We start from the raw sequence: 25496 nt of genomic DNA, 5'->3' as shown, positions 1-25496 counted from the left end.
TGGAACCCCGGAGCGAGCGTCCTGTAGCGTTGCGCGCTCGAATGAGTTCTCCCTCCGACTCCCAGTCCCCCCCTGCCGCCACCCCGGGTGTCCAGCGGCTCGAGCCCAACCGCCTCCGTGGCAACACCGTGCAGGACCCGGCGAGCCTCTTTGAGGTTCCGCCCGGGGAATCGCGCACGCTCCAAGACATCGTCGCGAACCTGCAGCGCGTTCCCGAGCCGCTCCTGCACGAGCCCATGCCCGATCCGTTCGTGCTGCGGCTGACGGCGAAGAGCCCGGGTGGCGCGCGCACCGCGGGCCTCTGGCTGATTGCGACCACCAACGATCAGCCCTTCGCCTTCCGGCTGTACCGCTTCGTGAATGGCACCTGGGTGCCGCACACGGTGGACGGCCAGCACCGCGCCATCTTCCCCGAGGGCAAGCTCCCCGCGTGGTGGAATGGGGGCGAGCTCGATCCGCTGGCGCCCGATCTTCCCAGGGATCTCGTCCTGGCCCGGTGGGCTCCTGAGATTGACGAGCGCAACGGGTTGCTCACGCTGCACTACACCGCCCGGGATCGCGCCGGCATCCTGCGCTCCGCCTATGCCACCGCCTCGGCCATCGATGGCGAGTGGAAGGACCATGGCTTCCTCGACATCAACGTCCGGGTGAAGGACGTGGCGCCCGGCTATCCCGGAGGCCCCGCGGGGGAGAACCCTCTCGTCGGCATGATCGACGGCCACGTCGCCGCGGCCCTGGGCCCAGATGGCCGCGAGCGGACGTTCCTGCTCACCAAGGTGGATGGCAACGGGTTGCAGTGGAAGGACCCGGTGACCCAGCAGACGCACAAGGCGCCCACGCCCATCCTCGCGCACGAGTTCAGGCAGGACGCGGACGGACGCATCGAGCTTCTGGGCGCGCCGAAGGTCCTGCTCAGCAATGGGCCGCACCATGATGGCCTGATCGAAGGCCAGTTCGTGGTGACCGAGAACGGCCAGTCGTACCTCATCTACAGCGCGGGCTTCTTCGGGAACTCCGAGTACCGCACGTACATCGCCAAGCTCGACCTGCTCGCGGGAAGCGTGGGGGACGAGCGGCTCTTGATCGACAGCCAGAGCCCGGCGCTCGGAGGGCAGTGGAATGGCCCGGGCCACCCTGCGTTCGTGAACCAGGGCAACGGCCTCTATGCGATGTACCTGCACGTGTGGCGCAACGGCAGCGACTACGGCAAGGACGGCGATCAGCGCAAGGCGATCCAACGCCATGTCGCCTTCCGTGACCTCGACGGCCGCCCTTGCGAGCCATTCGTCGTGGAAGAGCGCTTCACCGGCGCCTAGGAAGACACGCTCAGGGTGTTATCCTGACATCACGGGTGTGAAGACACCCGTATCAGCCCTGCCGTGAACAAGAATTATCAACGGCGCAATGTGTATCAAACAAACATTGTAACCAAGCTCAGGCAGACCCGGTGGGCCGCGCGCGCGGCCTCCCTGGAGCGCAGCCCGCTTGCCCAGCATGCACGCACAGGAAAATCCACCCCATTCCTGTTGGAATCAAGGCGCAGGAAGCAAGGGTTTCCGCAAGTGCGCCGCGTGGACCGTGCCCTCACTCAGATTCCAGCCACGCCACACATTTCATCAATGGCAACCGCTGCTCATCTGAGAATCGTTGCTTGACGCCCAAATCAGCCGTCGCCTATATGACGATTGAAAGAGGAATGCCGTGGCGAACCTCCCCGAGCACGCTCGACTCGATCAGATTTTGGCTGTCATTGTAACGGTCGTTCCAACCCTGGGAACTCTTGCGGCAGGAATTTTATGGTGGTCCGGCCATGCGCCGGCGGCCTCCGAGCTCGTCACGGCGGCAATCCTGTACATCATCACAGTCATTGGACTGGAGGTAGGATTTCACCGGCATCTGGCCCACCGCTCCTTCAAGGCGCGTGAGGGCTTGCGCGCGGCCCTGCTCGCGGCGGGCTCCATGGCCTTTCATGGCCCGGCGATCTGGTGGTGTGCCATCCACCGCCGCCACCACACGCTGAGCGACCTGGAGGGAGATCCCCACTCGCCCCGGCTGTCGGGCGGCGGGGCCTGGGGCACCCTGAAGGGCTTCTACCACAGCCACATGGGCTGGCTCTTCACAGCGGGCTCGACCCGGCCCGAGAACTGGCGCGACCGCGTCCGGGATCTCTATGAAGATGACCTGATCCTTCGGATGCACCTGCAATATTATGTATGGCTGTTCCTGGGCCTGCTCATTCCCACCGTGGTGAGTGGCATCGCGCACGGCAGCCTGTTCGGCGCCCTGATGGGTTTCCTCTGGGGCGGAATGGTCCGGATCTTCCTCGTCAATCAGTGCATTTGGTCGTTGAACTCCCTGTGCCACTTGATTGGGAAGCCCTATTTCCGGACCCGGGACTTCAGCAAGAACAGCTTCACGCTGGCGCTGTTCACCTTTGGCCAGGGCTGGCACAACAACCACCATGCCTTTCCGAGCTCCGCGTACACCGGGCTCAAGTGGTGGCAGATCGACTTCGGGGGGTGGGTCGTCTGGGGACTGAAATCGGCCAGGCTGGTCTGGGACGTGCGCAAACCCACCCCCGAGATGATTGCCCTCAAAGAGCTCTACACCCAACCGACCACCCAGGGAGAAACACCTTGAGCAATCCCGCGACCGCGCAGCAGCAGCAGCCGTCCACGAGCAGCCGTGACTGGATGTGCCTCTACCTGTCCAAGAAGCTGGGCGTCTCGCCCGGCGAGGTGGACACGAAGAGGACGTTCGACAGCTTCGGACTCGATTCCGCGGAGGCCGTGCGCATGGTCGGCGACCTGGAGGACTTCGTGGGCCGCCGGCTGTCCCCCAGCCTCCCCTACAAGTACCCCACCATCGAGGCGCTCTCCCAGCACCTGGATGCGGGCAAGAGCTGAGCGCATTTCCCTTTCGCTTACCGGGACAGGAACCGAGCCATGTCAACCAGCGGTGCACAGGCGCAGGTGGGCGCTTCGAAAGAATCCATCCAGTACCACTACGACATCGGGAATGACTTCTTGGCGCTCGCGCAGGAAGAGACCCGCACGTACTCGTCCGCGATGTGGGAGGAGGGCGACACCCACGAGCAGGCCCAGATCCGCAAGCTGGACTACCACATCGGGCAGATCCGCGCGAAGGGCGCCCAGCGCGTGCTCGACATCGGCTGCGGCTGGGGCTCGCTGGTGAAGCGGCTGGTGGTGAACCACGGCGTCCAGAACGTCGTGGGCCTCACGCTCAGCCAGGAGCAGAAGCGGTACATCCACCAGGCCATCAACCTGCCGCAGATCGAGGTGCGGCTGGAGAACTGGCAGGACTACCGGCCGGACGAGCCGTTCGACGGCATCATCTCGCTGGGCGCCTTCGAGCACTTCGCCAAGATCAACGAGGACAAGATCGAAGCGTACCGGCGCTACTTCCAGCGCTGCTACGAGCTGCTCAAGCCGGGCGGCCGCATGTCCTTGCAGACCATGGCCTACGGCGACGTGCCCCGCGACCGCAAGCACAAGGACCTGTTCATCGCCCGCGAGGTGTTCCCCGAGTCGGACCTGCCGTACCTGGCCGACATCGTCCGCTCCAGCGAGATGCTCTTCGAGGTCGAGTTCCTGCGCAATGACCGGCACGACTACGTCAAGACGATGCGGGCCTGGTTCGAGAACCTGCGCAGCAACCGCGAGAAGGCGCTGAAGCTGGTGCCGCTTGAGGTGGTCGAGCGCTACGAGCGGATGTACCGGACGATGAGCTACTCGTTCGACCTGGGCGCCTTCCACCTCTACCGCATCACCTTCCGGCGCATCGAACCCAACCGCTTCGGCAAAGACTGACCCCCGTGCCCCATGAGCGAGAATCTTCAGGCCGCGGCCCTTTCTGGCTCAGGGGGGCATGAGCGGCTTTCCAAGTCGTCCCTGCTGCGCCACAGCCTCGTCATCCTCTTCCCCGTCGTGGGAACGCTGGTGGCGCTCGGCCTGTGGTGGAGCGGGCTGGCGGTGCCCACGGCGGTGGACTTCCTCCTGCTCGGGGTGTTCTACGTCCTGAACATCCTGGGGATGGAGCTGGCGTACCATCGCTACTTCACGCACCGGTCCTTCCGGGCGCCCCGGGCGGTGGAGCTGGCCCTGGCGGTGCTCGGCTCCCTCTCGTACGTGGGCCCCATCATCTGGTGGGTGGCCATCCACCGCATCCACCACAAGAACACGGACCAGCAGGGCGATCCGCACTCGCCCTGGTGGCCGCAGCACCCGGGCCGCCTCCGGCGGCTGTACCACGCCCACGTGGGGTGGCTCCTGGATGCCCGGTGCGCGCGGCCGGAGCAGTGGGGCCGGTACGCGATGGACCTGTACAAGGACCCGGTGCTCTTCAAGTTCCACATGATGTACGACTACTGGCTGGTGCTTGGCCTGGCGATTCCAGCGGCCATTGGCGGCCTCCTCCATGGCTCGCTCCAGGGCGTGCTGCTGGGCTTCCTCTGGGGCGGCACGGTGCGCGTCTTCCTGGCCACCAACGCCATCTGGAGCGTCAACTCCGTGGGCCATGCGCTCGGGGGGCGCAGCCCGCTGGAGACCCGGGACCACAGCCGCAACTCGTTCTGGCAGGCCATCGTCACGCTCGGCGCCGGCTGGCACAACAACCACCACACCTTCCCCTCCTACGCCGTCACGTCCCTTCGCTGGTGGCAGGTGGACCTGACGGGCCTGCTCATCCGGGCCCTGGCGTTCTTCCGGCTCACGCGCGACGTGCACCTGCCCAACACGGCCTCCGTGGAGGCCAAGAAGAAAAAACCCCTGGCGACGACCTGAGCCTCATGGCCACGCAAGACCCCTCCGCCGCTGCTCCCCGTCCCCTGCGCGCCTTCGATGTGCACGTGCACCTGTTTCCCGGCATGCTGGCGCGCTTCATCTGGAAGTGGTTCGAGGAGAACTCCTGGCCGATCCGGCACAAACCCTCGCCCGAGGAGACGTTCGGCCTGCTGGAGCGCTACGGCATCGAGCGCATGGTCGGGCTCTGCTACACGCACCAGCCCGGCGTGGCGGGCATGCTCAACGAGTTCATGGCGGAGCTGGTGGCCGCCCACCCCGGGCGGCTCGTCGGCTTCGGCACCGTCCTCCCCGGTGAAGAGGGCTTCGAGGACGAGCTTCGCCGGGCGCTCGGGGAGCTCCAGCTCTCGGGCATCAAGATTCACTGCCACGTGCAGAAGATCGCCCCGGACGACGACCGCATGCTGCCGGTGTTCGACACCCTCGCGGAGACGGGCAAGATCCTGCAGATCCACTGCGGCCCTGTCTCGCAGAGCAAAGCGCACAAGAGCGAGATCGACGAGCTGTGCGCCGTCCCCCGCTTCTTGCGCGCCATGCGGCGCACGCCCCACCTCAAGGTCATCGTGCCGCACATCGGGTACGACGAGGTCCAGCTCTACCTGGACATGCTCGACGAGTTCCCGAACCTCTACCTGGACACCGCCATGGCGTTTGGCGGGTACCGCGTGGCGCGCGGAGAGGCGCTGCCGGACGTCCGGCCACTCTCGATGACGCGCTACGAGAAGGGCCGGAAGCCTCGCCTGCCCGAACCCTGGAAGCCCGCGCTCGAGCAGCTCGTCCCGCAGATTCTCGAACGGCCGGACCGGTTCCTGTTCGGCACCGACTTCCCCAACCTGCCGTATGACCCTGACCTGGAGATGCGCGAGCTGGAGCGCTACCTGCCGGAGGATGTGCTGCGCAAGGTGCTCTGGGACAACGCCACCCAGCTCTTCGGACCCGCTGAAACGGAGCGCCCCACATGAAGACGGACAGCCACCTGCCGCGGTTCAGGTCCCTGGCCGAGGTCATCGAGCATTGCGGCCGGGAGCAGCCAGACCTGGAGCTCTACCGCTTCGTGGAGGATGGGGACCGCGTCGTCGCCAGCCTCACCAGCGGGCAGTTGCTGAGCCGGGTGCGGGGCATTGCCCAGCAGCTCGTGGAGGCACAGCTCGTGGGTGAGCGGGCGCTGCTGCTCTATCCGCCCGGGCTCGAGTTCCTCGTCGGGTTCGCCGCGTGCGTCTACGCGGGGGTGGTGGCGGTGCCCGTGTATCCGCCAGAGCCCGGACGGCTGGAGAAGTCGCTGCCGCTGCTGATGGGGATCATCCGCAACGCCAACCCGCGCGCCATTCTCGGCGACTCCATGACGCTGGAGCTGGCGCGCATGCTGACGGGCGACATCGAGGGCGCGGACGGGAAGGTCTGGCTCGCGACGGACACGGTGGCCGGGGCGGCGGAGGCCCGGAGCCCCCGGCCTCCCACGGAGGAGACCCTCGCCTTCCTGCAGTACACCTCGGGGTCCACGGGCGCGCCCAAGGGCGTGGCGTTGAGCCATGGAAACCTGCTCCACAACCTGGCCGTCATCCAGGAGCGGTTCGAGCACACCCGTCAGAGCCAGGGGGTGATCTGGCTGCCCTCGTACCACGACATGGGCCTTATCGGCGGCATCCTGCAGCCGCTGTACGCGGGCTTTCCCGTGGTGCTCATGTCGCCCTTCGATTTCCTGAAGAAGCCCCTCCACTGGCTGCGGGCCATCACCCGGTTCCAGGCCACCACGAGCGGCGGGCCCGCGTTCTCGTTCGACCTGTGCACCCGCAGCGTGCCGGACAGCGCGCTCGACACGTTGGATCTCTCCTCCTGGAGCGTCGCGTTCGTCGGCTCCGACATGGTCCGCTGGGAGGGGCTGAACGCCTTCGCGAAGAAGTTCGCCCGCTGCGGCTTCCGCATGGAGGCCTTCTATCCGTGCTACGGCCTGGCGGAGTCCACCCTGTTCGTCTCCGGAGGAGACAAGGCCGCGGCCCCCGTGGTCCGTCCCGCGCCCGCCAGCAGCGGCGGCGAGCCCCATCTCCTGGTCGGCTGCGGCCGGGCAGGCGCGGACAGCGAAATCCTCATCGTGGATGCCCAGACACGCGCCCCCCTGGAAGAGGGCCAGGTGGGTGAGATCTGGGCACGCGGGCCGAGCGTCGCGCGAGGCTACTGGGAGAATCCCGAGCAGACCCAGGAGAGCTTTGGCGCCCAGCTCGCGGGAGAGGACTCCCGGCGCTACCTGCGGACCGGCGATCTGGGGCTCATCCAGGAGGGAGAGCTCTTCATCACCGGGCGCATCAAGGAAGTCCTCAAGATCCGCGGCAAGAACCACTTCCCTCGCGACATCGAGGTGACGGCCGAGGACAGCGAGCCCCGGATGATCCGCCGGGGCTGCTCGGCGGCATTCGTCACGAACGATGACGCCGATCTCATCGTGGTCATCGAGGTGCGAAAGCCAGACGGCGGGGAGGAAGCCCTGTCCGAGGCGCACATCGCGGCGCTCTGCGAGACCGTGCGCGCCGCCATCACGGCGAAGCATGGCCTCTCCGCGGCAGGGGTCGTGCTGGTCCCGCCCGGAACCGTGCCGAAGACCTCCAGTGGCAAGGTCCGCCGGGTGGTTTGCAAGGACCTGTACCTTGGCGGTGAGCTGCCCATGCTCGGTGCATGGCGGCGACGCGGTTGACAGCAGGCGCACGCAACTTCAGACACACACCTTCGCGAGGAACCATGCCAGAGGACACGAAGCCTGGAAGCAAGAGCCGCACGGTCTCTTGGGCGGACATCCGGGAGATTGGGAAGCACGCCACCAAGGAGGATTACCTGCAAGGCTGGGCCGAGGGCCGCTACCCGGCGCCTCCCATCTGCGACTCCATGGGGATTCGCTTGATCGAGGTGGGCAAGGGACGCGCGGTGTTCACGGGCACCCCGGCCGAGTACCACTACAACCCCATGGGCACGGTGCATGGCGGAATGCTGTCCACGCTCATCGACAGCGCCTGTGGTATCGCCTGTATGTCCTTGCTGCCGTATGGCACGCGGTGGACCACGGTCAACCTGAACGTCTCCTTCGTGAAGATGGTGACGGAGGCCACGGGGCTCCTGCGGTGCGAGGGCGTGGCCGTCCATCAAGGGCGCAAGATCGTCGTCACCGATGCCACCATTCTGGCCCCGGATGGCGAGCCCGTCGCCTCGGGCCGCGCCACCTGCATGGTGCTCGACTCAGCCCGCTGAGCCGCCTGGCTCTGGAGAAAGCATGATCAACGTCACCTGGCTCGACAGCTTCCGGCTCCGGGCTCGCGCGAGCAGCCTCCAGGGAGGCTGGGCCGCGCGGACGCGTCCGGCGGTCACCTTTCACGAGCTGCCGCAAGCCACGCTGCGGGTGAGGACCGGCGGAACACGCAAGGCGGGCGAGCCCACGGTGGTGATGGTGTGCGATCCGCCCAACGTCATCGAGCACTTCGATGCGGTGTTCGAGCTGCTCTCGCCGCATCACCGGCTGGTTCTCTTCGAGCCGCCTGGCTTTGGCTTCTCGAGCCCCCGGGCCTCCTTCCGCTTCACCTTCGAGGAGTACCGGGCCTGTATCGAAGCCTTGCTGCGGCAGCTGGACGAAGGGCCCTATGTGCTGGCCTTCACGTGTGTCTGGGCCCATATCGCGCTCCAGATCGCGGCGAAGGACCCACAGTTGGTGACCCGGCTGATGCTCTGGCAATCGCCTTCCTGGGAGCAGCAAGTCACGTGGGCCCGGGAGGTGGACAAGAAGAAGGTCCTGTCGCGCCCCGTGCTCGGCCAGCTCTCCACGGCCTTCAAGCCCGACCAGATCGGGCTCGGCTGGTACAGGGCCTCACTGGCCAAGAACCGCTATTCCGACTTCATGCCCACGCTGAGTCAGGCGCTCACGCAGGGGGCGTTCTGCTGTCTGGGCTCGCTGTGGCAGCAATGGTTTTATGGGTACACGCCCCCAGCGGTCCGGGTGGAGCAGCCCGCCCTGGTGAGCTGGGGCATGGCGGACCGGACGCACGCGCGCAGCGACAAGGAATCCATCGGCAGCCAGCTCTCCCGGGCCCAGTGGCATCGGTTTCAGCACGCGGGGCACTCTCCCGAGCTGGAGGCGCCCCAGGAGTACTGCGAGCTCCTCCGCGGCTTCCTCCAGGAAGCCTGAGGTTCCAGCCGCCTTCCCCTCGGCAGCGCGTGTTGCACCCGCCAGATCCCAGCGGTAGCTTGAGGCCTTATGCCAGAGACTTTGATCACGGAGCTGGAGCTCACCGTCCGCAGCTACGAGGTGGATGCGTCCCTGGAACTGAAGCCTCTCACGTACATGAACTGGCTTCAGGAGATTGCCTGGGAAGCGGCCGCCGCCGGCGGCGTACCGCCCCAGTGGTTTCTGGCCCGCAACGTCGCGCCTGTCTTCAGCGTCTCGCGCTTCGAGAAAGAGCACCCCATCCGCTACGGGGATCGCATCCTTGCCCGCACGTGGTTCTCGTCGATGGAGGGCTCCCTGGCCCACCGGGAATTCGAGCTGCGCAGGGCCAAGGACGGCAAGGGGGTGCTCCGGGGCCGCACCGACATCATCCTGGTGGACATGGGCACCCGGTCTCCCACGCCCTGGGGTGAGCTGGCCGAGCGGTTCAAGCCCAACGGGGAATCCTTCTACACGCACTACCAGCCCGTGGCCGTCACCCCTGCCGCGGAGCCCATGTCCTTTCAGGTGAAGCGGCCCGTGCAGCCGGATGACATCGACATGGCCCGGCACGTCAACAATGGCTTCTACCTGCGCTGGATGACGGATGCCCTGTCCTCCTTCCTGCAGCCCGCGCTGGGCGCCAAGGCGGAGGAGGCGCGCCTGCTGTCCGTTCACCTGAAGTTCGGCTCGCCCATCGCGCTGGGGCAAGAGGTGCTCATCTCCGGCCAGCACCTGGGGGTTGGAGAAGGCATCAGCCGCTGGAGCTTCCAGATTGCGCCTGTGTCCGGCAGCCGCCGGCCCGCGTCCGCGGAGCTGACCTTCCGGTGGTCCCCCGAGTGGACAAGCGCGCTGACAGACCCGGCGCGCTGACCGCCCTGACCTGACGCTACTTGAGGAAGGCGCGGACCTTGCCCTCGTCTTCTTCTCCCTCCGGTCCCACGCGCAGGGTCTTACCGGGGGCCACCACGACCACCACCCGGTCTCCCAAAGCGAACGCGGCCTTCAGGTCAGGACGGGCCTGGAGCAGCGCGAAGTAGCCCTTCGAGAGGAATTTGACCTGGAGCTGCTTGCCTGGATGGGCGAGGGCCTCGGAGTCGATCCAGCCTCCGTCCCGGTAGAGGAAGGTTTTGCCCGCAGCCACCCGCACCGGCTCGCTCGCCGAGGGGCCTCGCTCCTCCTCCTTCATCTTCTTCATCTCGCGGGAGACGGCCACACTGCCCTTTCCGTCCGCCCTCGCGAGCGCTTCGGCGGGCGCGGCGAGCGCGGGCGCCGGGGCTCCGCGTCCTCCCCTGGGCGGCGGCGGCGCGAAGTCAGCGCCGGAGGCGGATCCCTCGCTCACGGGCTCGGGACGCATGACGGGTGACGGCGTGGCCACCAGCGGCGTGTCCTCCACCACCAGGTAGCTGGTGTAGGGCGTGACGATTCCGAACTTCTTGGCGAGCGCAATCACCTCGTCGCGCAGCTCGGGGCGCTCGCCGCGCAGGCGAATCTCTTCCAGCAGGAAGCCCACCTTGCGGATGGCCCACAGCCGGGGAATGAAGCCGTCCCGCGTGGCCTCCTTGGGCGCGGTGGTGCCGTACTCGAAGGTCCGCTTCTCGCCGTTCACGTAGCCCGTGAGCACCGCCTTCGCGTCTCCGGACTTGCGGTAGCGGCCCATCACCACGAGCTGCGTTCCCTTGAAGAGGTCCGGCAGCTTGCGGGGGTAGAGGTCGTACGCGTCGATGGAGGACAGGTCCAGTGCCAGGTCCGACAGCACCGGGTGGCTCACCTTGTCGTAGAAGCTGGAGATCTTCGTCTCGAACTCCTTGCCGTCCCGGACGAAGTCCGAGCTCCCCGCGCCATCATCGGCGAGCCGGTCCAGCAAGCGCGCGTTGAGGTCTTCCCCCACGCCGAAGGTGAACAGGCGCGTCTTCGCCTTGCGCCCTGCCTTGGCGTGCTGGGCGATGGCGCCCTCGTCCGTCTCGCCGATGGTGGGCTGGCCATCCGTGATGAACAGGAGCAGGTGGGGCGAGGGAGATGTGCCGTCGTTGTCCTGGAGGCCGCGCACCAGGGCCTCGTCGATGGCCGTGCCCCCGATGGCCTCCAGCCCCTCCACGAAGGAGACCGCCTTCTGGACGTTCTCGGAGTTCGCGGCCTTCAGCGCGGGGAAGAGCGCCTCCACGTCCGTGGAGAACCGCACCACGTTGAAGGTGTCCTTCGGGTTGAGCCGGGTGACGCAGTACTTCAGGGCGTCCTTGGCGATCTGCATCCGGCTGCCCTGCATCGAGCCCGAGGTGTCGATGACGAAGGTGACGCGCTTGGCGGCTACCTCGCTGGGGCTCACCTCCGTCTTCGGGGCGATGAGCGCGACGAAGTAGCCGGGCTCGGCCGCCTCCTTATAGGTGAGCAGCGACAGCCCCACCGCCTTGTCCGAGACCGAGAAGTAGAGGTCCACGTCCTTGGAGAGGTCCGCGCCGTTCACCTGCTCCAGCCCCACCACCGCTTCGGTCTCGCCGCGGCGGGACACGTCCATCGGGTGCGTGGGGGAGTAGATGCTCTTGAGCGGCACCTTCGAGGACACCTTCGCGCTGAAGGTGAAGTCGTTCTTCGCGGTGCCCCCCACCTGCCGCCAGTCCGCGGGCTGCCCCTGCTGGGCCGTTGCCCCGAGCGGGTAATGGTAGTGGTACAGGCCCGCGGAGAAGTTCAGCACCTGGCTGAAGGCCAGCTCCACCTTCTGCTCGCCCCGCGCGGGGACCGGGAAGACCCGGACCCGGAACACATCCGAGTCCACGTACTCCAGCAGCCCGGGGTCCGCCAGGCGCCGGACGATGCCCTCGTAGATGTTCGTGGCCTTGTCGCGTTCGAGCAGCTCGCCCTTCGTCTTCTTCCCGTTGACCCACAGGTAGAACTCCGAGAGCGCGGCGCCCCGGGGCAGCGGGAAGATGTAGTGGGCCTCGAGCTGCGAGGGACCATCGTTCTGGAACGTCTGCTCCACCCGGGTGACGGCCGTGCCGTCCTGGATGGCCACCGTCACCCGCTGGCTCTTGATGGCCAGGGGCCGGGCACTTGGCGTGGTGGGCAGCAACATGCCCTGCGCCGAGGCCAGGACCGGCATCAGCAGGGTGCTCAGCAGCAGCATTCGGAGGGTGGCGTACACGGCGTTTCGTCTCCTCTGGACTGCTTCAACGCACGAGATTCCGGCGCGGTCTACGCACCTTAGCGCCTTAGACGGGAGAACCGTCCCTCCCACGCCGGGACAGCAGGGCGATGAAGAGCGGGCCCCCGAGCAGCGCGGTGATGACGCCCACGGGCGGCTCGGCCCCGAAGAGGGCGAAGGAGAGCCGCGCCAGCAGGTCCGCCAGCACCAGGAACGCCGCCCCGCCCAGGGCCGACAGGGGAATCAGCAGGCGCTGGTCCGGTCCGAAGGCCAGCCGCAGCAGGTGCGGGACGATGAGCCCCACGAAGCCGATGAGCCCCGTCAGGGCCACCGCTCCCGCCACGCTGGCGCTCGTGGCCAGCAGGAGCAGCCGGCGCGTGCGCACCACGGGCACCCCGAGCGTCTGGGCGTCCTCGTCGCCCAGCGTCATCAGGTTGAGCTGCCCCGAGAGCGCCAGCATCACCGCGAGGGCGCCCCCTTGCAGCAGCGCGGCGAGCCCGAGCGTGGCCCCCCGCTCGTAGCCCAGCGCCCCGGCGAGCCAGTAGAGGATTTCCCCCAGCCGGTCCGGCGCCGACAGCGTCTTGACGAGCGTGATGGCGGCGGAGGCGAACGCGTTGAAGACCACCCCCGTGAGCAGGGCCGCGTAGGGCGCCCGCGCGGCGTGGCCCCGGCTGGCGGCGAGCACGAAGAGGACCGAGCCCCCGGCCCCGAGGAAGGCGAGCAGCGCGGGCCCGGAGAGCCGCTCCAGTCCTCCGGCCATGCCCGGCGCCACTTGCCCCACCGTGGCCAGGCCCAGCGCGAGCGCCAGCGTCGCCCCCAGGGCGGCCCCACCCGACACGCCGAGCACGAACGGATCCGCGAGCGGGTTGCGCAGCAGCCCCTGGAGCGTGGCCCCGGATGCGGCGAGCCCTGCCCCCACGATGACGCCCAGCAGCGCCCGGGGCAGGCGCAGCGACCAGAAGATGACCGCGTCCGAGGAATCCGCGTCCCCGAGGGCCGCGGCCAGGGAGATGGGCTGCTCGCCAAAGCGCACGGCCAGGGCGAACGCGGCCAGCGTCAGCCCCAGGAACGCGGCGCACAGCCCCAGCACGCGGGAGGCCCGCAGCCTCGGGGCCCCGGCGCTCACCTCACCTCCGCGTGCGCATCAGCACGTAGCGCTTGGTGGTGCCGTCCACCTCCACGGTGGCCGCCACCTTCCACCCCTCGGCCCCCAGCCTGCGCAGCTGGGCGAGATCCTCCTCGGGTCCCTCGCGCTTGAGGGACTCGTACTCCACCGCATCGAGGAACGGCGCCTGCGCCTGGGCGGCCTGGGGCAACAGGAAGGCCGACAGGGCACCGGCGGCGAGACCCGCCAGAAGAAGGAGCGATGCGGAACGACGGTCCATGGATGCACTCCGGTGAGGAGAACGCTCGGCCTAGCATCTAATCCCTGTTTTTCCGTGCCGGAAGCGGCTCAGCGTGCGGCAGCCCCGGGATGCACCAGACCGAACAGCTCCTCCAACCCTTTGCCCAGCGAGGGCCCCGGTTGTAGGAGCGCCAACGAAGGCATCTCCACCCAGCGCGCCGAGGCCAGCCCCGGCAGCGCCTGGAGCTTGTCCTTGCCCACGTCCACGTGGGCCGCGTCCACCACCACCTCGGGCCGGGCCCGCACCACGCGCTCCATGGAGTACACGGGGTAGGCGGAGCCCGCGTCCGCCGCGACGTTGACGGCCCCCACATCCCCCAGCAGCTCGTGCGCGAAGGAGCCGGGGCCCGCGACGACGAGCGGCTCGAAGCCATAGACGAGCAGCACCCGGCGCGGGGGCAACGCCTTCGCCGCCTCGCGGATGCGGGCCTGCGTGGCCTCGAAGCGGGAGATGAGCGCCTCGGCCTCCTTCGTCTGGCCCAGCGCCTGGCCCACCGCGCGCAACGCGGCGAGCGTGTCCCCCACGGAGTGCAGGGGCAAGAGGAGCACCGGTACGCCCAGCTCCGCCATGCGCTCCACGGGCCGCTGGTTGCCCGGCCCGGGCTGCACCAGGATGAGGTCCGGCTTGAGCGCCACGACGGCCTCCACGGACGGATCCACGAAGCCCCCCACGCGGGGCAGCGCCGCCACGGCCTTGTCCTCGTCGAAGCGGGAGACGCCCACGAGCGTGCTTCCCGCCCCCATGGCGAGCACCATCTCCGTCAGCGAGGGGGCGAGCGTCACCACGCGCCGCGCCTTGCCCTCGCGCTTCGGGCCCAGGAAGCGGGGCGCCGGGGCCGGCGCGGCGGCCTCCACGGGCCCGGAGAGGCTCAGCACGGCGAGCAGCCACAGCGAGATGAAGGGTGTCCTCATGGAGAAGCTCCTACGGCAGGGCGACGACATCTCCAACCAGGGAGAAGCCATTGCTCGGACAGGCCAGAATGGGGGGTTGGGCGCCGGGACCGGGGCCCCGCCGCTCGATGAGCTGGTGGCCCACGGCCTCGATGACGAAGACGCGGCCCGCGTTGTTGTCCCCCACGTAGGCGCGGGAGCCCACCACGGCGAAGCGCCCCGCGGAGGACAGCGGGCAGTCCGTGGCGCCCGGCGGGCACGCGAGCGTGTACGTTGACACCACCGCGTCCTGGGCATCGAGCAGCACCAGCCCCGTCTTCTCCACCGCCGTGAGGTGGAAGTCGTTGTCATAGACGGCATGGCCTCCACAGCTCACCAGCAGCCGATCGCCCAGAGAGGCCACCCATCCCGCGTTCAGGCACCCGTCTCCCAGCGGCACCGGGGATACCTGGCGCGTCCGGGGGTTCACCTTCGCCAGGCTGCCGGGCCCTCCGGGGCGGTACGTCGCCGGATCCAGGTTGTTGAGGGCGATGTAGAGGCTGCCCTGGTGGACGGCGATGCCCGTGGGCGTGGACTCGGCGGAGCCGCCGGGGAAGGCTTCGGCGGGAAGCACGAGGGGGTTCGGGTCCAACACGGGGGCCAGCGGATTCGCCACGTTCACCCGCGCCAGCCGCCCTCCCGCCGAGACATCCCCGCCCAGGTTGCCGTACAGCGTCACCCAGAGGTCCGTGCCGAGCTTCGCCATTGCATAGGGATTCGTGTTGGCCCCGAAGTCCACGCTGGCCACCGGTGTCAGCCCCAGGCCGTTGGGGAAGCGCGTTCCGCCCTGGGGCTGGGCCAGGGGCTCGGCCCGGCGCCGCAGCACCAGCAGCGTGTTGCTCGTGGAGTTGATGACGTAGACGAAGGGCTCGTCCACGAGCACCTGGTTGGGGGCGTTGCCCGTCTCGGGGGCCTCGGCCAGGGGGCCGTAGTCCGACAGCCGGGCCTCGCGCAGCCGCTTCGCCGCGTCGAGCACCAGCAGCACGTCCTGCATCCGCGTCACGGTCTGGGGCCGCTCCCCCACCGCCACGTTGGGCCCCTTCAAGTCCGTGCCCGCCTGGAGGCCCACCACCTGCCCCGTGTTGAAGCAGGCGGCGACGACATCATAGGTACACACGCCCGTGCGGCAGCTCTTCACGCCCCCGCAGGAGGTGTCGCAGGTGCCGCAGTAATAAGGATCCGCCTGGAGGTCCACGCACCCATCCCCGCAGCGCGTGGTGGTGGCCCCGGTACACGCCGCCTGGCACTGGCCCGCTTCACAGACCTGGCCCGCCGCACAGGCCACCCCGCAGCCCCCGCAGTGGGCCGCATCCGAAGCGGTGAGGACACACTGCCCGCCGCACCGCGTGGCCCCGGGTCCGCACTCGCAGGCCGAGGCCGTGCACACGCCCGCCCGGCCACACGTGACGCCACAGGCGCCGCAGTGGTTGGGCTCGCTGGTGAGGTCCACGCACTCCGAGCCGCACAGCGAGAGGCCCTCGCCGCACTCCGCCCCCTGGTCCGGGCAGCCCGCCAGCACCCCCGCCAGCACCGCGACCAGGGCCCACCGCCGGGGCCGCCTCCGCTCCATCGCTTCGTGGCCATTCATGGGGTCTGGGTCCTTTTCGAGGAGCCGCCGAACGAGGCCGCCACCGTCACGTAGGCGGCCCTGCCGGGCAGGGGGTAACCGTCGAGATCCTCGGCCTGGGCGTCGAGGAGGTTCTTGAGTTCCAGCGACACGGTCAGCTCGGGCGTCCGGCCGAAGGTGCTGGAGAGGCCCGCGTGGAGGAAGGTCCGTCCGGGCAGCACCGCTTCCTCCGTGCGGTTGACGAACTGCGCGGCCTGCGTGGCCACCTCCACGCGGCCGGTGAGCCAACGGGGGCCTCCCGAGGCGCGGGCGCTCAGCTTGTGGCGGGGCCGGTAGGGCAGTTCCTTAAGGTAGTACCGCGGATCATCCCGGAGGTTGCGCGACACGAGCAGGGTGTAGCTGAACGCCCCGGCCAGCCAGGGGAAGGGGCGCCACTCGCCCTCGGCCTCCAGGCCCACCGCGCGCGCCGAGGCGAAATTGTACGGCTTGGCGGCGAAGGGGGGATAGAGCTCGTAGGCGATGAGGTTCTCGTAGAGGCTGTAGAAGCCGCCCACCGAGGCCAGCGAATGCTCCGTGCGGTGCACCACCGCCGCGTCCATGTAGAGCACCCGCTCGGGCTTCAGGGAGGGATTGGGCAACAGCAACCCCTGGCGCACGTAGAGTTCCTGGAAGGAGGGCGCACGGTGGGCCTGTCCCACGTTGGCCCGCAGCGCGAAGCCCTCCGGCAGCTTCACCGTGGCGCCCACCTTCGGGGACAGCAGCGTGTACGGCCCCGCGCGCTCCAACCGCACCGAGGGAATGAGGCGCAGGAGCTCTCCTGCCAGGCTCACCTCGTCCATCAGCATGGCGCTGGCCCGCCACCAGCCCGGCCGGGAGTCCTCTCCCGGGGCACCTTCCGCTCCGGTGACGTCCTCGGTGGACACCGTCACCACCGCCGAGACGCCGTGCCGCTCGCCCAGTTGCGTGCGCGCCTCCGCCTCCACGCCGCCCACGCGCTGCACCTGGTGGCCCTGTGTCACCAAGGGCCCGCTGGACAGCCCGATGCGGTCCCCTCGGAACCACGCCCGCGCCGAGCCCTGCACTCCGCTGGACTCGCCCGACAGCCGCACGCTGGCCGCCACCCGCCCGGCCTCCTGCCTCGCGTCCGGCAACGGGTTCTGCGCGGTGCCCGCCAGCCCCCGGTCATCGGCGGACAGCTCCAGCAGCGCATCCAGCTCCAGCGTCTCGCCCAGCCCGTGCCTCAGCCGGAGCAGCCCGCCGGCCCCCCGCGCGTCGTTGTTCGCGCGGCGCCGCTCGACGAGCGGATCTCCCGGCAGCGCGGGGCTCGCATCGAAGCGGAAGCGGAAGTTCCCCGTGGAGCGGCCTCCATGGAGCAGCAGCAACGCCTCGCCCTCCCCCACCGGCCCCGAGGCCATCCCCCACCCACGCACGGTGTCCCAGCTTCCATAGCTGGCCTCCCCCGCCACCTGCACTTCGTGGCCGGGCCGCCGCGTGACGACGTTCACCACGCCCCCGAGTCCGCCCGAGCCGTAGCGGGCGCCCGCGCCCCCGCGCAGCACCTCGAAGCGCTCCACCAGCGCCAGCGGCACGCGCGACAGGTCCGCGATGCCGCCCGCGCCGTTCAGGGGAATGCCATCCAGCAGCACGAGCGTCCCGTTGGCCGCGGCGCCGCGCACCACCAGGCTCTTGCTCTGGCCGTAGCCGCCGCTGTCCTGCACCGCCACGCCCGGGGCGGTGGCGAGCACCTCGGCGGCGTCGCGGGCCGCCCCGCCAAAGTCCGCCGTCTCAATGACGGTGAGCGCGCCGCTGGGGTCCCGCTGGGCCGCCGACTCCGGAGGCTCGGACACGGGGGCCGCGTGGACCTCCACGGCGGGCACGGAGAAAACGGGCACCTCGGGACCGGCCGGGGCGGCGGTCTCCTGGGCCTTCACGGAACTGCTCATGCTGAGCGCCAGGCACACTGCCAGCCCGGCGCGCGCGGGCCACGCCATGCTCCGCCTTCCACTCTCTCTGTCGAAGAGAGAAGGCCAACCGGAGCCCTCACCGGGGCGCCCGGACCCCTGGGCAGGTCTCCTGGCTCATGGGCTCGGCTGCCCACTCACAGTGGCGGGACCGCGCCGGTCTTCCACCGGCTTCCCTCTTGCGTGCCCGGTGTGGGCACCCAAGGGCGTGCCCCTTGTAGGGGCTCACCCCACGTGCGTCAAGCGCGCCGCCGGCGGCGTCAGGCGCGCGTGGACGTACTGCTCGAAGGCGGCGGCCTGGAGGAAGCTCACCTCCACGCGCCCGAAGCGCAGCGCGGAGCGGTCGAACAGGGGCGTGGGCCGGCCCGGGACGATGAGCACGCCGCCCACGAAGGTGCCGTTGTGGCTGCCGGCATCCACCACGTGCCACACGCCCGTGTGCGGCTCCTTGCGGAAGAAGGCGTGGGTGCGCGAGACGGTGAGGTCCTCGAGCACCGCGTCATTGTCCAGGCTGCGGCCGAGCTTCAGCTCGTTGCGCGCCGGGAAGCGCTCGCGCAGCTCCAGCACGTGCAGCTCCAGCGCCCCCTGGGGCCCGCGGGCCCGCGCCGGCGTGACGGGGCAAGCGTTGGCCTGGAAATCCCACCGCTGCACGGGCGACTCCCACACCAGCACAGGCCAGGAGACGGAGCGCAGCACCGTTTGCCGATCGGCGAGCAGTTGCGAGGCCAAGATGGAGAACTTGAGCGCCAAGGCACACCCTTCGGTCGAAGCGGAGGCCGGAAGCTGTGCATGCCCTAAGGGAGCGTCCAGCCCCGCCCTTGTCCAAAAGGGTGATGGCGCTTCCTGGGAGAGGACAAAGGTGCGGCAAGGTGCGCCCCGTCCAGACCTCGCATCCCGTTTCGTGGACGCAGAGGCCACGCGCGGGACGGTTCTTCCGCCCTGCCCCGAGGGAGCACGGCCTGGCACGAAGGGTGCTCCAGGCGCCGGTGGCCTCAGGCGGCCAGAGCCGGTGAGGCGGCCGGGCCATGGGTGGCCCGGCGGGCGTGAAGGAGTGGGCGGACGATGCTGACGGCAGGGAAGCGATTGGCGGTGTTCTCCATCCGGGAGGGCAAGGGCGGGAGCATCTGGGTGCGCGCGGGCAGCGCCTTCGTGAACAAGGACGGCTCGCTGAACGTGCTGCTGGATGTGCTGCCGCTGGATGGGAAGCTGCACGTGCGCGAGGCGGCGGAGCGGCGGGACGGGGCGCAGACGCCGGGGGGCCGGTACGCGCCCGGCCCGGGGCTCGAGCCGGAGCTCATGGGAGGCCACCCGTGAGGGGGCCCGTGCGGCGGATGGCGTGGGGGGTGGTGCTGGGGCTGGGACTGCTCGGCTCCAGCGTGGCGGAGGCGCGCGGCAAGGCGCGCACCCAGTACACGGGCGTGGTGAACCTCAACGAGGCCACGGAGGCGGAGCTGGACCGGCTGCCCGGCGTGGGGATGAAGGCCGTGCAGCGCATCCTCGCGCAGCGGGCCAAGCGCCGCTTCCAGCGGCCCGAGGAGCTGGTGAAGGTGAAGGGCTTCGGCAAGAAGAAGTTCCAGAAGCTCAAGCCGTACCTGACGGTGACGGGCCCCTCGACGCTCACCCAACAGAAGGCCAGCGCCGAGCCCCCGCCCCCGAAGCCGAAGGGGTAAGAGGGTGCGAGAGGGCTGTCTCCTGGCAGCCCTCTTGCTTTTGACGCATTGAGTCAAAACGATGATCCTGGCCGTTGGATGTGTTCCGGGCCCATCGGGCGACAAGCGGCCAGGCTTGTACCGGCCCGGCAGGTAGTGAATCTTCGAACCGGTGCAGGGCGCCTGAGCTACATGTCTGCAACGGGCGACATGGAGGCGGAGTTGAAGGAAACTGAGGGCATGAAGGAGCTGGACGAGAGCGGCGGGACGGAATCGGAGACACGGGCCAAGACCCAGGGGCCTCCGTTGGGAGAGGTGCTCGAGTTCATGCGCCTGTTGTGGGCGGTGGATCACGGCCTGCAATCGACTTCCAAGCGGATGGAATCGAACCTGGGCGTCACCGGCCCGCAGCGGCTCGTGCTGCGGTTGGTGGGCCGCTTCCCGGGCATCACCGCCGGCGCGCTGGCGCAGATTCTCCACGTGCACCCCAGCACGCTCACGGGCGTGCTCAAGCGGCTGGAGAAGCGGGGCCTGCTGGAGCGCAAGTCGGATCCGCTCGATGGGCGCAAGGCGCTCTTCGCCCTCACCGAGGCGGGCCGCACGCTGGATGTGCCCTCCACGGGCACGGTGGAGTCGGCCGTGCAGCGCGTGCTGTCGCGCATGTCGCGCCCGCACATCCTCCACACCCAGGACATGCTGACCGCGCTCGCCACGGAGCTGGGCGGCCTCTCCACCGGCGCCATGCCCTTGGAGCCGTCCACGCGGACGGATACGGACGCCGGCTGAACATCCCGCCCGCCGCACTGTCCGCATTGGACACCGGGAGGGGTGCCGGGCGGCCCGCGCGGGGGGACGTTGATAGAGATTTGGGAAATAGGCGCCCTCCCCACGGGTTGCCTCGCCACTGAGCGGACGAGACATTGAACCTGGAAACCCCGCAGAGCCCAGGCCCGGACCTTCCCCCTTCGCCCCCCTTCCCGCCGCCGCCACCCGCCCCTGCCATCAGGAGCCGGCGCGGACGTGAGGTGGAGGCCCTGCTGGCCGGGGTCCGTGCGCACCAGCGCCGCCAGCTCTGGCTCGAAGGGGCCCTGCTGGGAACGGGCACCCTGCTGGTGCTGGCCCTCGCGGGCGGCTTCCTCGCGCTCGTGTGGCCGCTGCTCGGCCGGTGGGTGCTGCTGCTGACCCTGCCCGCGGCCGTGGCGGCGGCGTGCGCCTGGAGCCTTGGGTTCGCCCGGAAGATGGTGGGCGACGATGTCCGGACCGCCCGGCTGGTGGGGCAGCGGCGGCCGGAGCTGTCCCTGGACGTGCTCGCCGCCGTGGAGCTGCGCCGTGGGGACGGCGCGCAGCACCACTCCGCGGAGCTCGCGGACGCGTTCCTCTCGCAGATGGATGTCCGGACGCGCCGGGTCAGCCCCGCCAGCGTCGTGGACGGAACCCGGGTGAAGCGTGCCGGCCAGGGGCTGGGCGCCCTGGTGCTGGTGGTGGGCGTGGTGCTGGCGCTCGCGGGAGGCCGCTGGCGCACGGGCGCGGTGAAGGCGTGGGAGGCGGGCCGGGACGTCGAGGCCTCCGCCCAGTTGGAGCCCATCACCGGCGACATCGAGCTGACGTACCGCTACCCGGCCTACACGGGGCTGGCGCCGCGCACCGTGGCCGGGACCAACGGCGAGGTGAGCGCCCCGTCCGGCACCGAGGTGCTGCTCAAGACGCGCTCGGACCGGGAGGTGGAGCGCGCGGAGCTGAGCATCAACGGGGAGACCCTGCCGCTCACCGTCACGGGCAACCGGGAGCTGACGGGCTCCTTCGTGGCGAAGAAGACCGGCACCTACCACTTCATTTTCTACGGCTCGCGCACCAAGCCCCTGGCCGTCGGGCCCGGCATCGCCCTCACCGTCGAGGCGGACGCGGCCCCTCAAGTCGCGCTGCTCACCCCGGCCACGGAGCTGGAGGTGGACCCGGACCAGGAAGTCTCCCTCAAGTACACCGCCTCGGATGACTACGGGCTGGGAGAGCTGGCGCTCGTCTACCGCATGCCCGGCTCGGCGCAGGAGCAGCGCATTCCGCTCAAGCGCGAGGATGGCCGCCGCACCCAGGGGCTCCATGCGTGGAAGGTCCACACGCTCAACGCGAAGCCCGGCGACCGCATCACCTATTACATCGAGGCGAAGGACAACGACGCGGTGGAGGGCCCCAAGCGCGGGGTCAGCCGCACGCTGGCGCTGCGCATCTACAGCGCCGCCGAGCACCGCCGCGCCGCCCTGGAGAAGATCGAAGCGATGTGGGGCCGGCTGGTGGACCACCTCGCCGAGCGGCTGGAGAGCCCGGACCGGGCGAAGGAGAAGCAAATCGAGCGCATCGCCGCGGGCCAGGCGGTGGATGCCAGCGGCCAGCAGCTCGTCTCGGACATGCGCGCCCTGGCCCAGGAGCTGTCGCGCGAGCGCGACGTCCCGGTGGAGCTCGTCTCGGCGCTGAACAACGTCTCGGACGGCATGGTCCGCAGGCTCACCACCACGCAGGACCTGCGCCGCATCTACCTGCGCACCCAGAAGATGCGCGGCGAGGACTGGGGCACGGGGGCGCGGCTGACCGGGGCGGTGAACGAGGAAATCACCGAGACGGAGAAGAACATCCTCTACCTGGAGTCGCTGCTCGACCGGCAGAAGCTGGAGGCGCTGCGCGAGCTGGCCGAGGAGCTCAACAGCCAGCGGAGAGATTTGACGCAGCTCCTGGAGGAGTACAAGAAGAGCCCCAGCGACGAGGCCCGGCAGCAGGTGATGCAGCAGATCCAGCAGATGCGCGAGCGCATCCAGGAGCTGGTGCGGCGCATGGCCGAGCTGCGCAAGAGCATCCGCGACGAGCACCTCAACGCCGAGGCGCTCGAGGAGATGATGAAGGACCAGGACGTCTCCAGCGCGCTGGACGACGTGGAGCGGCTCATGCGCGAGGGCAAGGTGGACGAGGCCATGGCCAAGCTCCAGGAGCTCTCCATGCAGATGGACCAGATGATGGAGTCGCTCAACGAGGCCCAGCAGGAGTTCGGCGGCGAGCAGTACCCGGAGCTGACGGAGAAGTTCGGCAAGTTCATGGAGGACCTGCAGCAGACGGTGCAGGAGCAGCAGCAGGTCTCCGAGGCCACCAAGGCCCTGCGCGACAAGGCCCGCCAGCAGAACCGCGAGCGCATCTCCGAGCGCGGCAAGGCGATGAAGGACGACCTGATGCGCCAGGTGGAGCAGGTGCAGAAGAGCTACTCGGAGCTGGGCGCCGAGCAGCTCGACAGCCGCTCCGCGGCCCCCATGGCCGAGGCCCAGTCCCAGCTGGAGAACCTGAAGAACGCGCTGAAGCAGGACGACTTCGACCTGGCCTCGGAGGCCGCCCAGCGCGCCGAGGAGATGGCCCAGCAGCTCGCCGCCCTGGGCGAGCGCCAGCGCCAGCTCGACGAGATGTTCGGCAACCCGCCCGACGCGCGCGAGCAGTCCGCCCAGAAGGCGCAGCGGCTCCAGCGCGACGCGAACCGCGTGCAGGACGTGAACCAGCAGCTCCAGTCGCTCTTCCCCCAGCCGGGCTCGCAGATGAGCGCCCAGGACCGGCAGCAGCTCCAGCAGCTCGGCCAGCAGCAGCAGTCCCTGGAGCAGCGCGCCCAGGGGCTGCGCCAGCAGATGGAGGAGATGGAGCAGACGGCGCCCCTGTTCGGCAAGGAGGCCGGCGAGCAGATGGAGGGCATTGGCCAGCGCATGGGCGAGGCCGCCCAGCGGATGCAGGGGCAGGACCCGGGCCGGGGCTACGGCGAGCAGCAGGCGGCGCTCGATGGGCTGCGGCGCTTCCAGAAGCAGATGCGCGAGAGCCAGCAGGGCGGCGGCAAGGGCGGGCTGCCCCTGCCCATGGGCGCCGGCGGCCGGGGCCGGGAGGGCAACGGCAATGATCCGCGCGACAAGGTGGAGCTGCCCGACGAGGACGCCTTCCAGGCCCCCAAGGAGTTCCGCAAGGACCTGCTGGACGCGATGAAGCAAGGGGCCCCCGAGCGTTACCGGGAGCAGGTGAAGCGCTACTACGAGGAGCTGGTGAAGTGAGCCGGAACCGGGATGCTTCCGCGCGCGAGGCGCGCCACCGCGGCGGGCGGGGACACGGGCTCGGGGCCACCCTGGCCCTGCTGGCCTTGCTCCTGGCCACGCCTCCGGCCCACGCGGACGAGGACCTCAAGAGCGAGGTCAAATCGCGCCTGACGCGCATCGAGGAGTCGCTGGACGGCTGGGACGTGGTGGGCGCGCGCCGCGAGCTGACGCAGTTGGAGGACCTGGTCCCCGCGGACATCGAGCCGCTGAAGTACTTCCAGGGGCGCATCGCCTTCGAGGAGGGGCAGTACACCGAGGCGGTGGAGCTGCTCCAGGCCGCGCGGGTGGAGGACAAGCCCGGCAGCTACCTGCGGCTGGCCAAGGACACGCAGCGCATCTTCAAGAACCACCAGCGCACCGAGAGCGACCACTTCATCCTCTTCTACCCGAAGGGCAAGGAGGAGATCCTCGTGCCCTACGCGCTGGAGACGCTGGAGGCCACCTACCGGGCCATGGTGGAGGACCTGGGGTGGACGCCGCCCGGCAAGGTGCGCGTGGAGCTGGTGAACAACGCCCGCGAGCTGTCCAAGGTCAGCACCCTCACCTACGAGCAGATTCAAACGACGGGCACCATCGCCATCTGCAAGTTCAGCAAGCTGATGCTCACGAGCCCCAAGGCCGTGGCGCGCGGCTACGACTGGCAGGACACGCTGGCGCACGAGTACATCCACCTGGTGGTCAGCCAGATGAGCCACAACACGGTGCCCATCTGGCTGCACGAGGGGCTGGCCAAGTTCATGGAGTCGCGCTGGCGCGGCAAGGCCGGCATGGCGATGACGCCCTCCACGCTGGCGCTGCTGGGCCGGCGCGTGAAGGCCGACACGCTCATCCCCTTCGAGAAGATGCACCCGTCCATCGCCATGCTGCCCACCGCGGAGGACGCGGCCACGGCGTTCGCCGAGGTCTATTACGCCATCGACTACGTGCACCAGACGAAGGGCACCGCGGGGCTGCGCACCATCATCCAGGAGCTGCGCAAGGGGCAGCAGGACCGCAAGGCGGTGGAGGCCGCCATGGGCGTGCCCTTTGCCCTGTTCGAGAAGTCCTGGCTGGCGCACATCAAGAAGCAGCCCTTCCCCAAGGAGCTGCTGCCGCGCGACGAAGTGGTGCTCAAGGAGCACGACAAGGGCAAGGACAAGGAGGACCCCAAGAAGGGCAAGGAGATCTCCTTCGGCGACTTCGTCGAGGTGACGGAGGTGCCCGCGCGCAAGTTCGCGCACCTGGGCGAGCTGCTGCGCGAGCGCAACCGGATGCTGGCCGCCTCCGAGGAGTACGCCAAGGCGCACGCCATCGTCGGGGACAAGTACGAATCGGTGTCCAACAAGTACGCGCTGGCGCTGCTGCACCTCAAGCGGCTGGAGGAGGCCGAGCAGGTGCTGCGCGGCTCGCTGCGGGTCCACCCCGGCTCGCCCCAGACGAACGTGCACCTGGGCCGCATCCTGCTGTTCCGCAAGGACTACCCGAAGGCGAAGGCGGCCTACCAGGAGGCGCTGTCCACCAACCCGTTCGATCCCGAGGTCCACGTGGCGCTCACCCGCATCCACCAGGCCCTGGGCGAGACGGCGCTGGAGGCCCGCACGCGCGCGGCGAGCGCCATGCTCCTCAACAAGGAGCCCGACCAGGTGGACAGCCTCGTCCAGGCCTTCCTGAGAGAGCACGGCCAGCTCTCCGAGATGGACGTCTCGGGCGAGCCCGCGGAGGCCCCAGCCCCCACGCCCGCCACCGACGGCGGTCCTTGA

Annotated in this window: 22 protein-coding genes and 1 riboswitch; of the genes, 15 read left to right on the top strand and 7 right to left on the bottom strand. The window is 69.4% G+C overall.

The genetic code is table 11. The annotated features are described in order from the left end of the window. The first annotated feature begins 41 nt into the window (after window positions 1-41). The 10 genes from KY661_RS01205 (at window position 42) to KY661_RS01160 (ending at window position 9873) form a co-directional block, all read left to right on the top strand. Window positions 42-1316, top strand: a complete 1275-nt coding sequence (locus tag KY661_RS01205) for a glycoside hydrolase family protein (protein WP_225408422.1) — start codon at window positions 42-44, stop codon at window positions 1314-1316. Between the two features lie 385 nt (window positions 1317-1701). Next, window positions 1702-2640, top strand: a complete 939-nt coding sequence (locus KY661_RS01200; protein WP_225408421.1) for an acyl-CoA desaturase — start codon at window positions 1702-1704, stop codon at window positions 2638-2640. Next, a complete protein-coding gene (locus KY661_RS01195) occupies window positions 2637-2906 on the top strand; it encodes an acyl carrier protein (protein WP_225408420.1) in 270 nt (89 codons plus the stop codon). The genes KY661_RS01200 and KY661_RS01195 overlap by 4 nt, the downstream gene beginning before the upstream one ends. A 39-nt stretch (window positions 2907-2945) precedes the next feature. Beyond that, complete coding sequence (locus tag KY661_RS01190) at window positions 2946-3830, top strand: class I SAM-dependent methyltransferase (protein WP_225408419.1); 885 nt, start codon at window positions 2946-2948, stop codon at window positions 3828-3830. A gap of 12 nt (window positions 3831-3842) precedes the next feature. Further along, window positions 3843-4802, top strand: coding sequence for an acyl-CoA desaturase (locus tag KY661_RS01185; RefSeq protein ID WP_225408418.1), 960 nt, complete (start codon window positions 3843-3845; stop codon window positions 4800-4802). Window positions 4803-4807: 5 nt separating this feature from the next. Continuing rightward, a complete protein-coding gene (locus KY661_RS01180; RefSeq protein ID WP_225408417.1) occupies window positions 4808-5782 on the top strand; it encodes an amidohydrolase family protein in 975 nt (324 codons plus the stop codon). Continuing rightward, window positions 5779-7506 (top strand): fatty acyl-AMP ligase, encoded by a 1728-nt coding sequence (locus tag KY661_RS01175; protein WP_225408416.1) that lies wholly within the window; start codon window positions 5779-5781, stop codon window positions 7504-7506. The genes KY661_RS01180 and KY661_RS01175 overlap by 4 nt, the downstream gene beginning before the upstream one ends. A gap of 44 nt (window positions 7507-7550) precedes the next feature. Further along, window positions 7551-8054 carry a PaaI family thioesterase gene (locus KY661_RS01170; RefSeq protein ID WP_225408415.1) on the top strand — a complete coding sequence of 168 codons (504 nt, stop codon included), beginning with the start codon at window positions 7551-7553 and terminating at the stop codon, window positions 8052-8054. A gap of 22 nt (window positions 8055-8076) precedes the next feature. Further along, complete coding sequence (locus KY661_RS01165; RefSeq protein WP_225408414.1) at window positions 8077-8982, top strand: alpha/beta fold hydrolase; 906 nt, start codon at window positions 8077-8079, stop codon at window positions 8980-8982. A 69-nt stretch (window positions 8983-9051) separates the two neighbouring features. Further along, window positions 9052-9873 carry a thioesterase family protein gene (locus tag KY661_RS01160; protein ID WP_225408413.1) on the top strand — a complete coding sequence of 274 codons (822 nt, stop codon included), beginning with the start codon at window positions 9052-9054 and terminating at the stop codon, window positions 9871-9873. 16 nt (window positions 9874-9889) lie between these two features. Here the strand turns inward: KY661_RS01160 and KY661_RS01155 are convergent, their stop codons facing one another. The 7 genes from KY661_RS01155 to KY661_RS01125 all read right to left on the bottom strand — a co-directional run bounded on the left by KY661_RS01155 (window position 9890) and on the right by KY661_RS01125 (window position 18752). After that, window positions 9890-12139, bottom strand: coding sequence for a VIT and vWA domain-containing protein (locus KY661_RS01155; protein ID WP_225408412.1), 2250 nt, complete (start codon window positions 12137-12139; stop codon window positions 9890-9892). A 67-nt stretch (window positions 12140-12206) separates the two neighbouring features. Beyond that, window positions 12207-13265 (bottom strand): FecCD family ABC transporter permease, encoded by a 1059-nt coding sequence (locus tag KY661_RS01150; protein ID WP_225408411.1) that lies wholly within the window; start codon window positions 13263-13265, stop codon window positions 12207-12209. A gap of 1 nt (window position 13266) precedes the next feature. Further along, window positions 13267-13524 (bottom strand): hypothetical protein, encoded by a 258-nt coding sequence (locus tag KY661_RS01145; protein ID WP_225408410.1) that lies wholly within the window; start codon window positions 13522-13524, stop codon window positions 13267-13269. A 68-nt stretch (window positions 13525-13592) separates the two neighbouring features. Then, complete coding sequence (locus KY661_RS01140; RefSeq protein WP_225408409.1) at window positions 13593-14456, bottom strand: ABC transporter substrate-binding protein; 864 nt, start codon at window positions 14454-14456, stop codon at window positions 13593-13595. Window positions 14457-14466: 10 nt separating this feature from the next. Beyond that, complete coding sequence (locus KY661_RS01135) at window positions 14467-16062, bottom strand: MXAN_6577-like cysteine-rich protein (protein WP_225408408.1); 1596 nt, start codon at window positions 16060-16062, stop codon at window positions 14467-14469. Then, window positions 16059-18032, bottom strand: a complete 1974-nt coding sequence (locus tag KY661_RS01130) for a TonB-dependent receptor plug domain-containing protein (RefSeq protein WP_225408407.1) — start codon at window positions 18030-18032, stop codon at window positions 16059-16061. Before KY661_RS01130 ends, KY661_RS01135 begins: the two co-directional genes overlap by 4 nt. Window positions 18033-18087: 55 nt before the next feature. Continuing rightward, window positions 18088-18221: riboswitch (cobalamin riboswitch) on the bottom strand. Window positions 18222-18227: 6 nt separating this feature from the next. After that, window positions 18228-18752 (bottom strand): FHA domain-containing protein, encoded by a 525-nt coding sequence (locus KY661_RS01125; protein ID WP_075009860.1) that lies wholly within the window; start codon window positions 18750-18752, stop codon window positions 18228-18230. 312 nt (window positions 18753-19064) lie between these two features. On the opposite strand from KY661_RS01125, the gene KY661_RS01120 reads away from it, so the two are divergent. From KY661_RS01120 to KY661_RS01100, 5 genes are all read left to right on the top strand, one after another. Then, window positions 19065-19316 (top strand): hypothetical protein, encoded by a 252-nt coding sequence (locus KY661_RS01120; protein ID WP_075009859.1) that lies wholly within the window; start codon window positions 19065-19067, stop codon window positions 19314-19316. Next, window positions 19313-19672: a ComEA family DNA-binding protein gene (locus KY661_RS01115; RefSeq protein ID WP_225408406.1), complete on the top strand. Its 360-nt coding sequence runs from the start codon at window positions 19313-19315 to the stop codon at window positions 19670-19672. The genes KY661_RS01120 and KY661_RS01115 overlap by 4 nt, the downstream gene beginning before the upstream one ends. A 219-nt stretch (window positions 19673-19891) precedes the next feature. Then, on the top strand, window positions 19892-20437 hold the full coding sequence (locus KY661_RS01110) for a MarR family winged helix-turn-helix transcriptional regulator (RefSeq protein ID WP_225409162.1): 546 nt from the start codon (window positions 19892-19894) through the stop codon (window positions 20435-20437). 239 nt (window positions 20438-20676) lie between these two features. Next, a complete protein-coding gene (locus KY661_RS01105; RefSeq protein WP_225408405.1) occupies window positions 20677-23715 on the top strand; it encodes a DUF4175 family protein in 3039 nt (1012 codons plus the stop codon). Continuing rightward, a complete protein-coding gene (locus KY661_RS01100; protein ID WP_225408404.1) occupies window positions 23712-25496 on the top strand; it encodes a peptidase MA family metallohydrolase in 1785 nt (594 codons plus the stop codon). The genes KY661_RS01105 and KY661_RS01100 overlap by 4 nt, the downstream gene beginning before the upstream one ends.

It is taken from the genome of Allostigmatella hybrida, assembly GCF_020103775.1.
Classification (GTDB): Bacteria; Myxococcota; Myxococcia; order Myxococcales; family Myxococcaceae; genus Hyalangium; species Hyalangium aurantiaca.
The sequence above is the reverse complement of the archived record's forward strand: the minus strand, read 5'-3'. Positions and strand labels throughout refer to the sequence as shown.

Coding starts and splice junctions, on each gene's coding strand:
- KY661_RS01205 (WP_225408422.1), top strand. CDS start 42: ATGAGTTCTCCCTCCGACTCCCAGTCCCCCCCTGCCGCCACCCCGGGT.
- KY661_RS01190 (WP_225408419.1), top strand. CDS start 2,946: ATGTCAACCAGCGGTGCACAGGCGCAGGTGGGCGCTTCGAAAGAATCC.
- KY661_RS01185 (WP_225408418.1), top strand. CDS start 3,843: ATGAGCGAGAATCTTCAGGCCGCGGCCCTTTCTGGCTCAGGGGGGCAT.
- KY661_RS01180 (WP_225408417.1), top strand. CDS start 4,808: ATGGCCACGCAAGACCCCTCCGCCGCTGCTCCCCGTCCCCTGCGCGCC.
- KY661_RS01175 (WP_225408416.1), top strand. CDS start 5,779: ATGAAGACGGACAGCCACCTGCCGCGGTTCAGGTCCCTGGCCGAGGTC.
- KY661_RS01170 (WP_225408415.1), top strand. CDS start 7,551: ATGCCAGAGGACACGAAGCCTGGAAGCAAGAGCCGCACGGTCTCTTGG.
- KY661_RS01165 (WP_225408414.1), top strand. CDS start 8,077: ATGATCAACGTCACCTGGCTCGACAGCTTCCGGCTCCGGGCTCGCGCG.
- KY661_RS01160 (WP_225408413.1), top strand. CDS start 9,052: ATGCCAGAGACTTTGATCACGGAGCTGGAGCTCACCGTCCGCAGCTAC.
- KY661_RS01145 (WP_225408410.1), bottom strand. CDS start 13,524: ATGGACCGTCGTTCCGCATCGCTCCTTCTTCTGGCGGGTCTCGCCGCC.
- KY661_RS01140 (WP_225408409.1), bottom strand. CDS start 14,456: ATGAGGACACCCTTCATCTCGCTGTGGCTGCTCGCCGTGCTGAGCCTC.
- KY661_RS01135 (WP_225408408.1), bottom strand. CDS start 16,062: ATGAATGGCCACGAAGCGATGGAGCGGAGGCGGCCCCGGCGGTGGGCC.
- KY661_RS01130 (WP_225408407.1), bottom strand. CDS start 18,032: ATGGCGTGGCCCGCGCGCGCCGGGCTGGCAGTGTGCCTGGCGCTCAGC.
- KY661_RS01120 (WP_075009859.1), top strand. CDS start 19,065: ATGCTGACGGCAGGGAAGCGATTGGCGGTGTTCTCCATCCGGGAGGGC.
- KY661_RS01110 (WP_225409162.1), top strand. CDS start 19,892: ATGAAGGAGCTGGACGAGAGCGGCGGGACGGAATCGGAGACACGGGCC.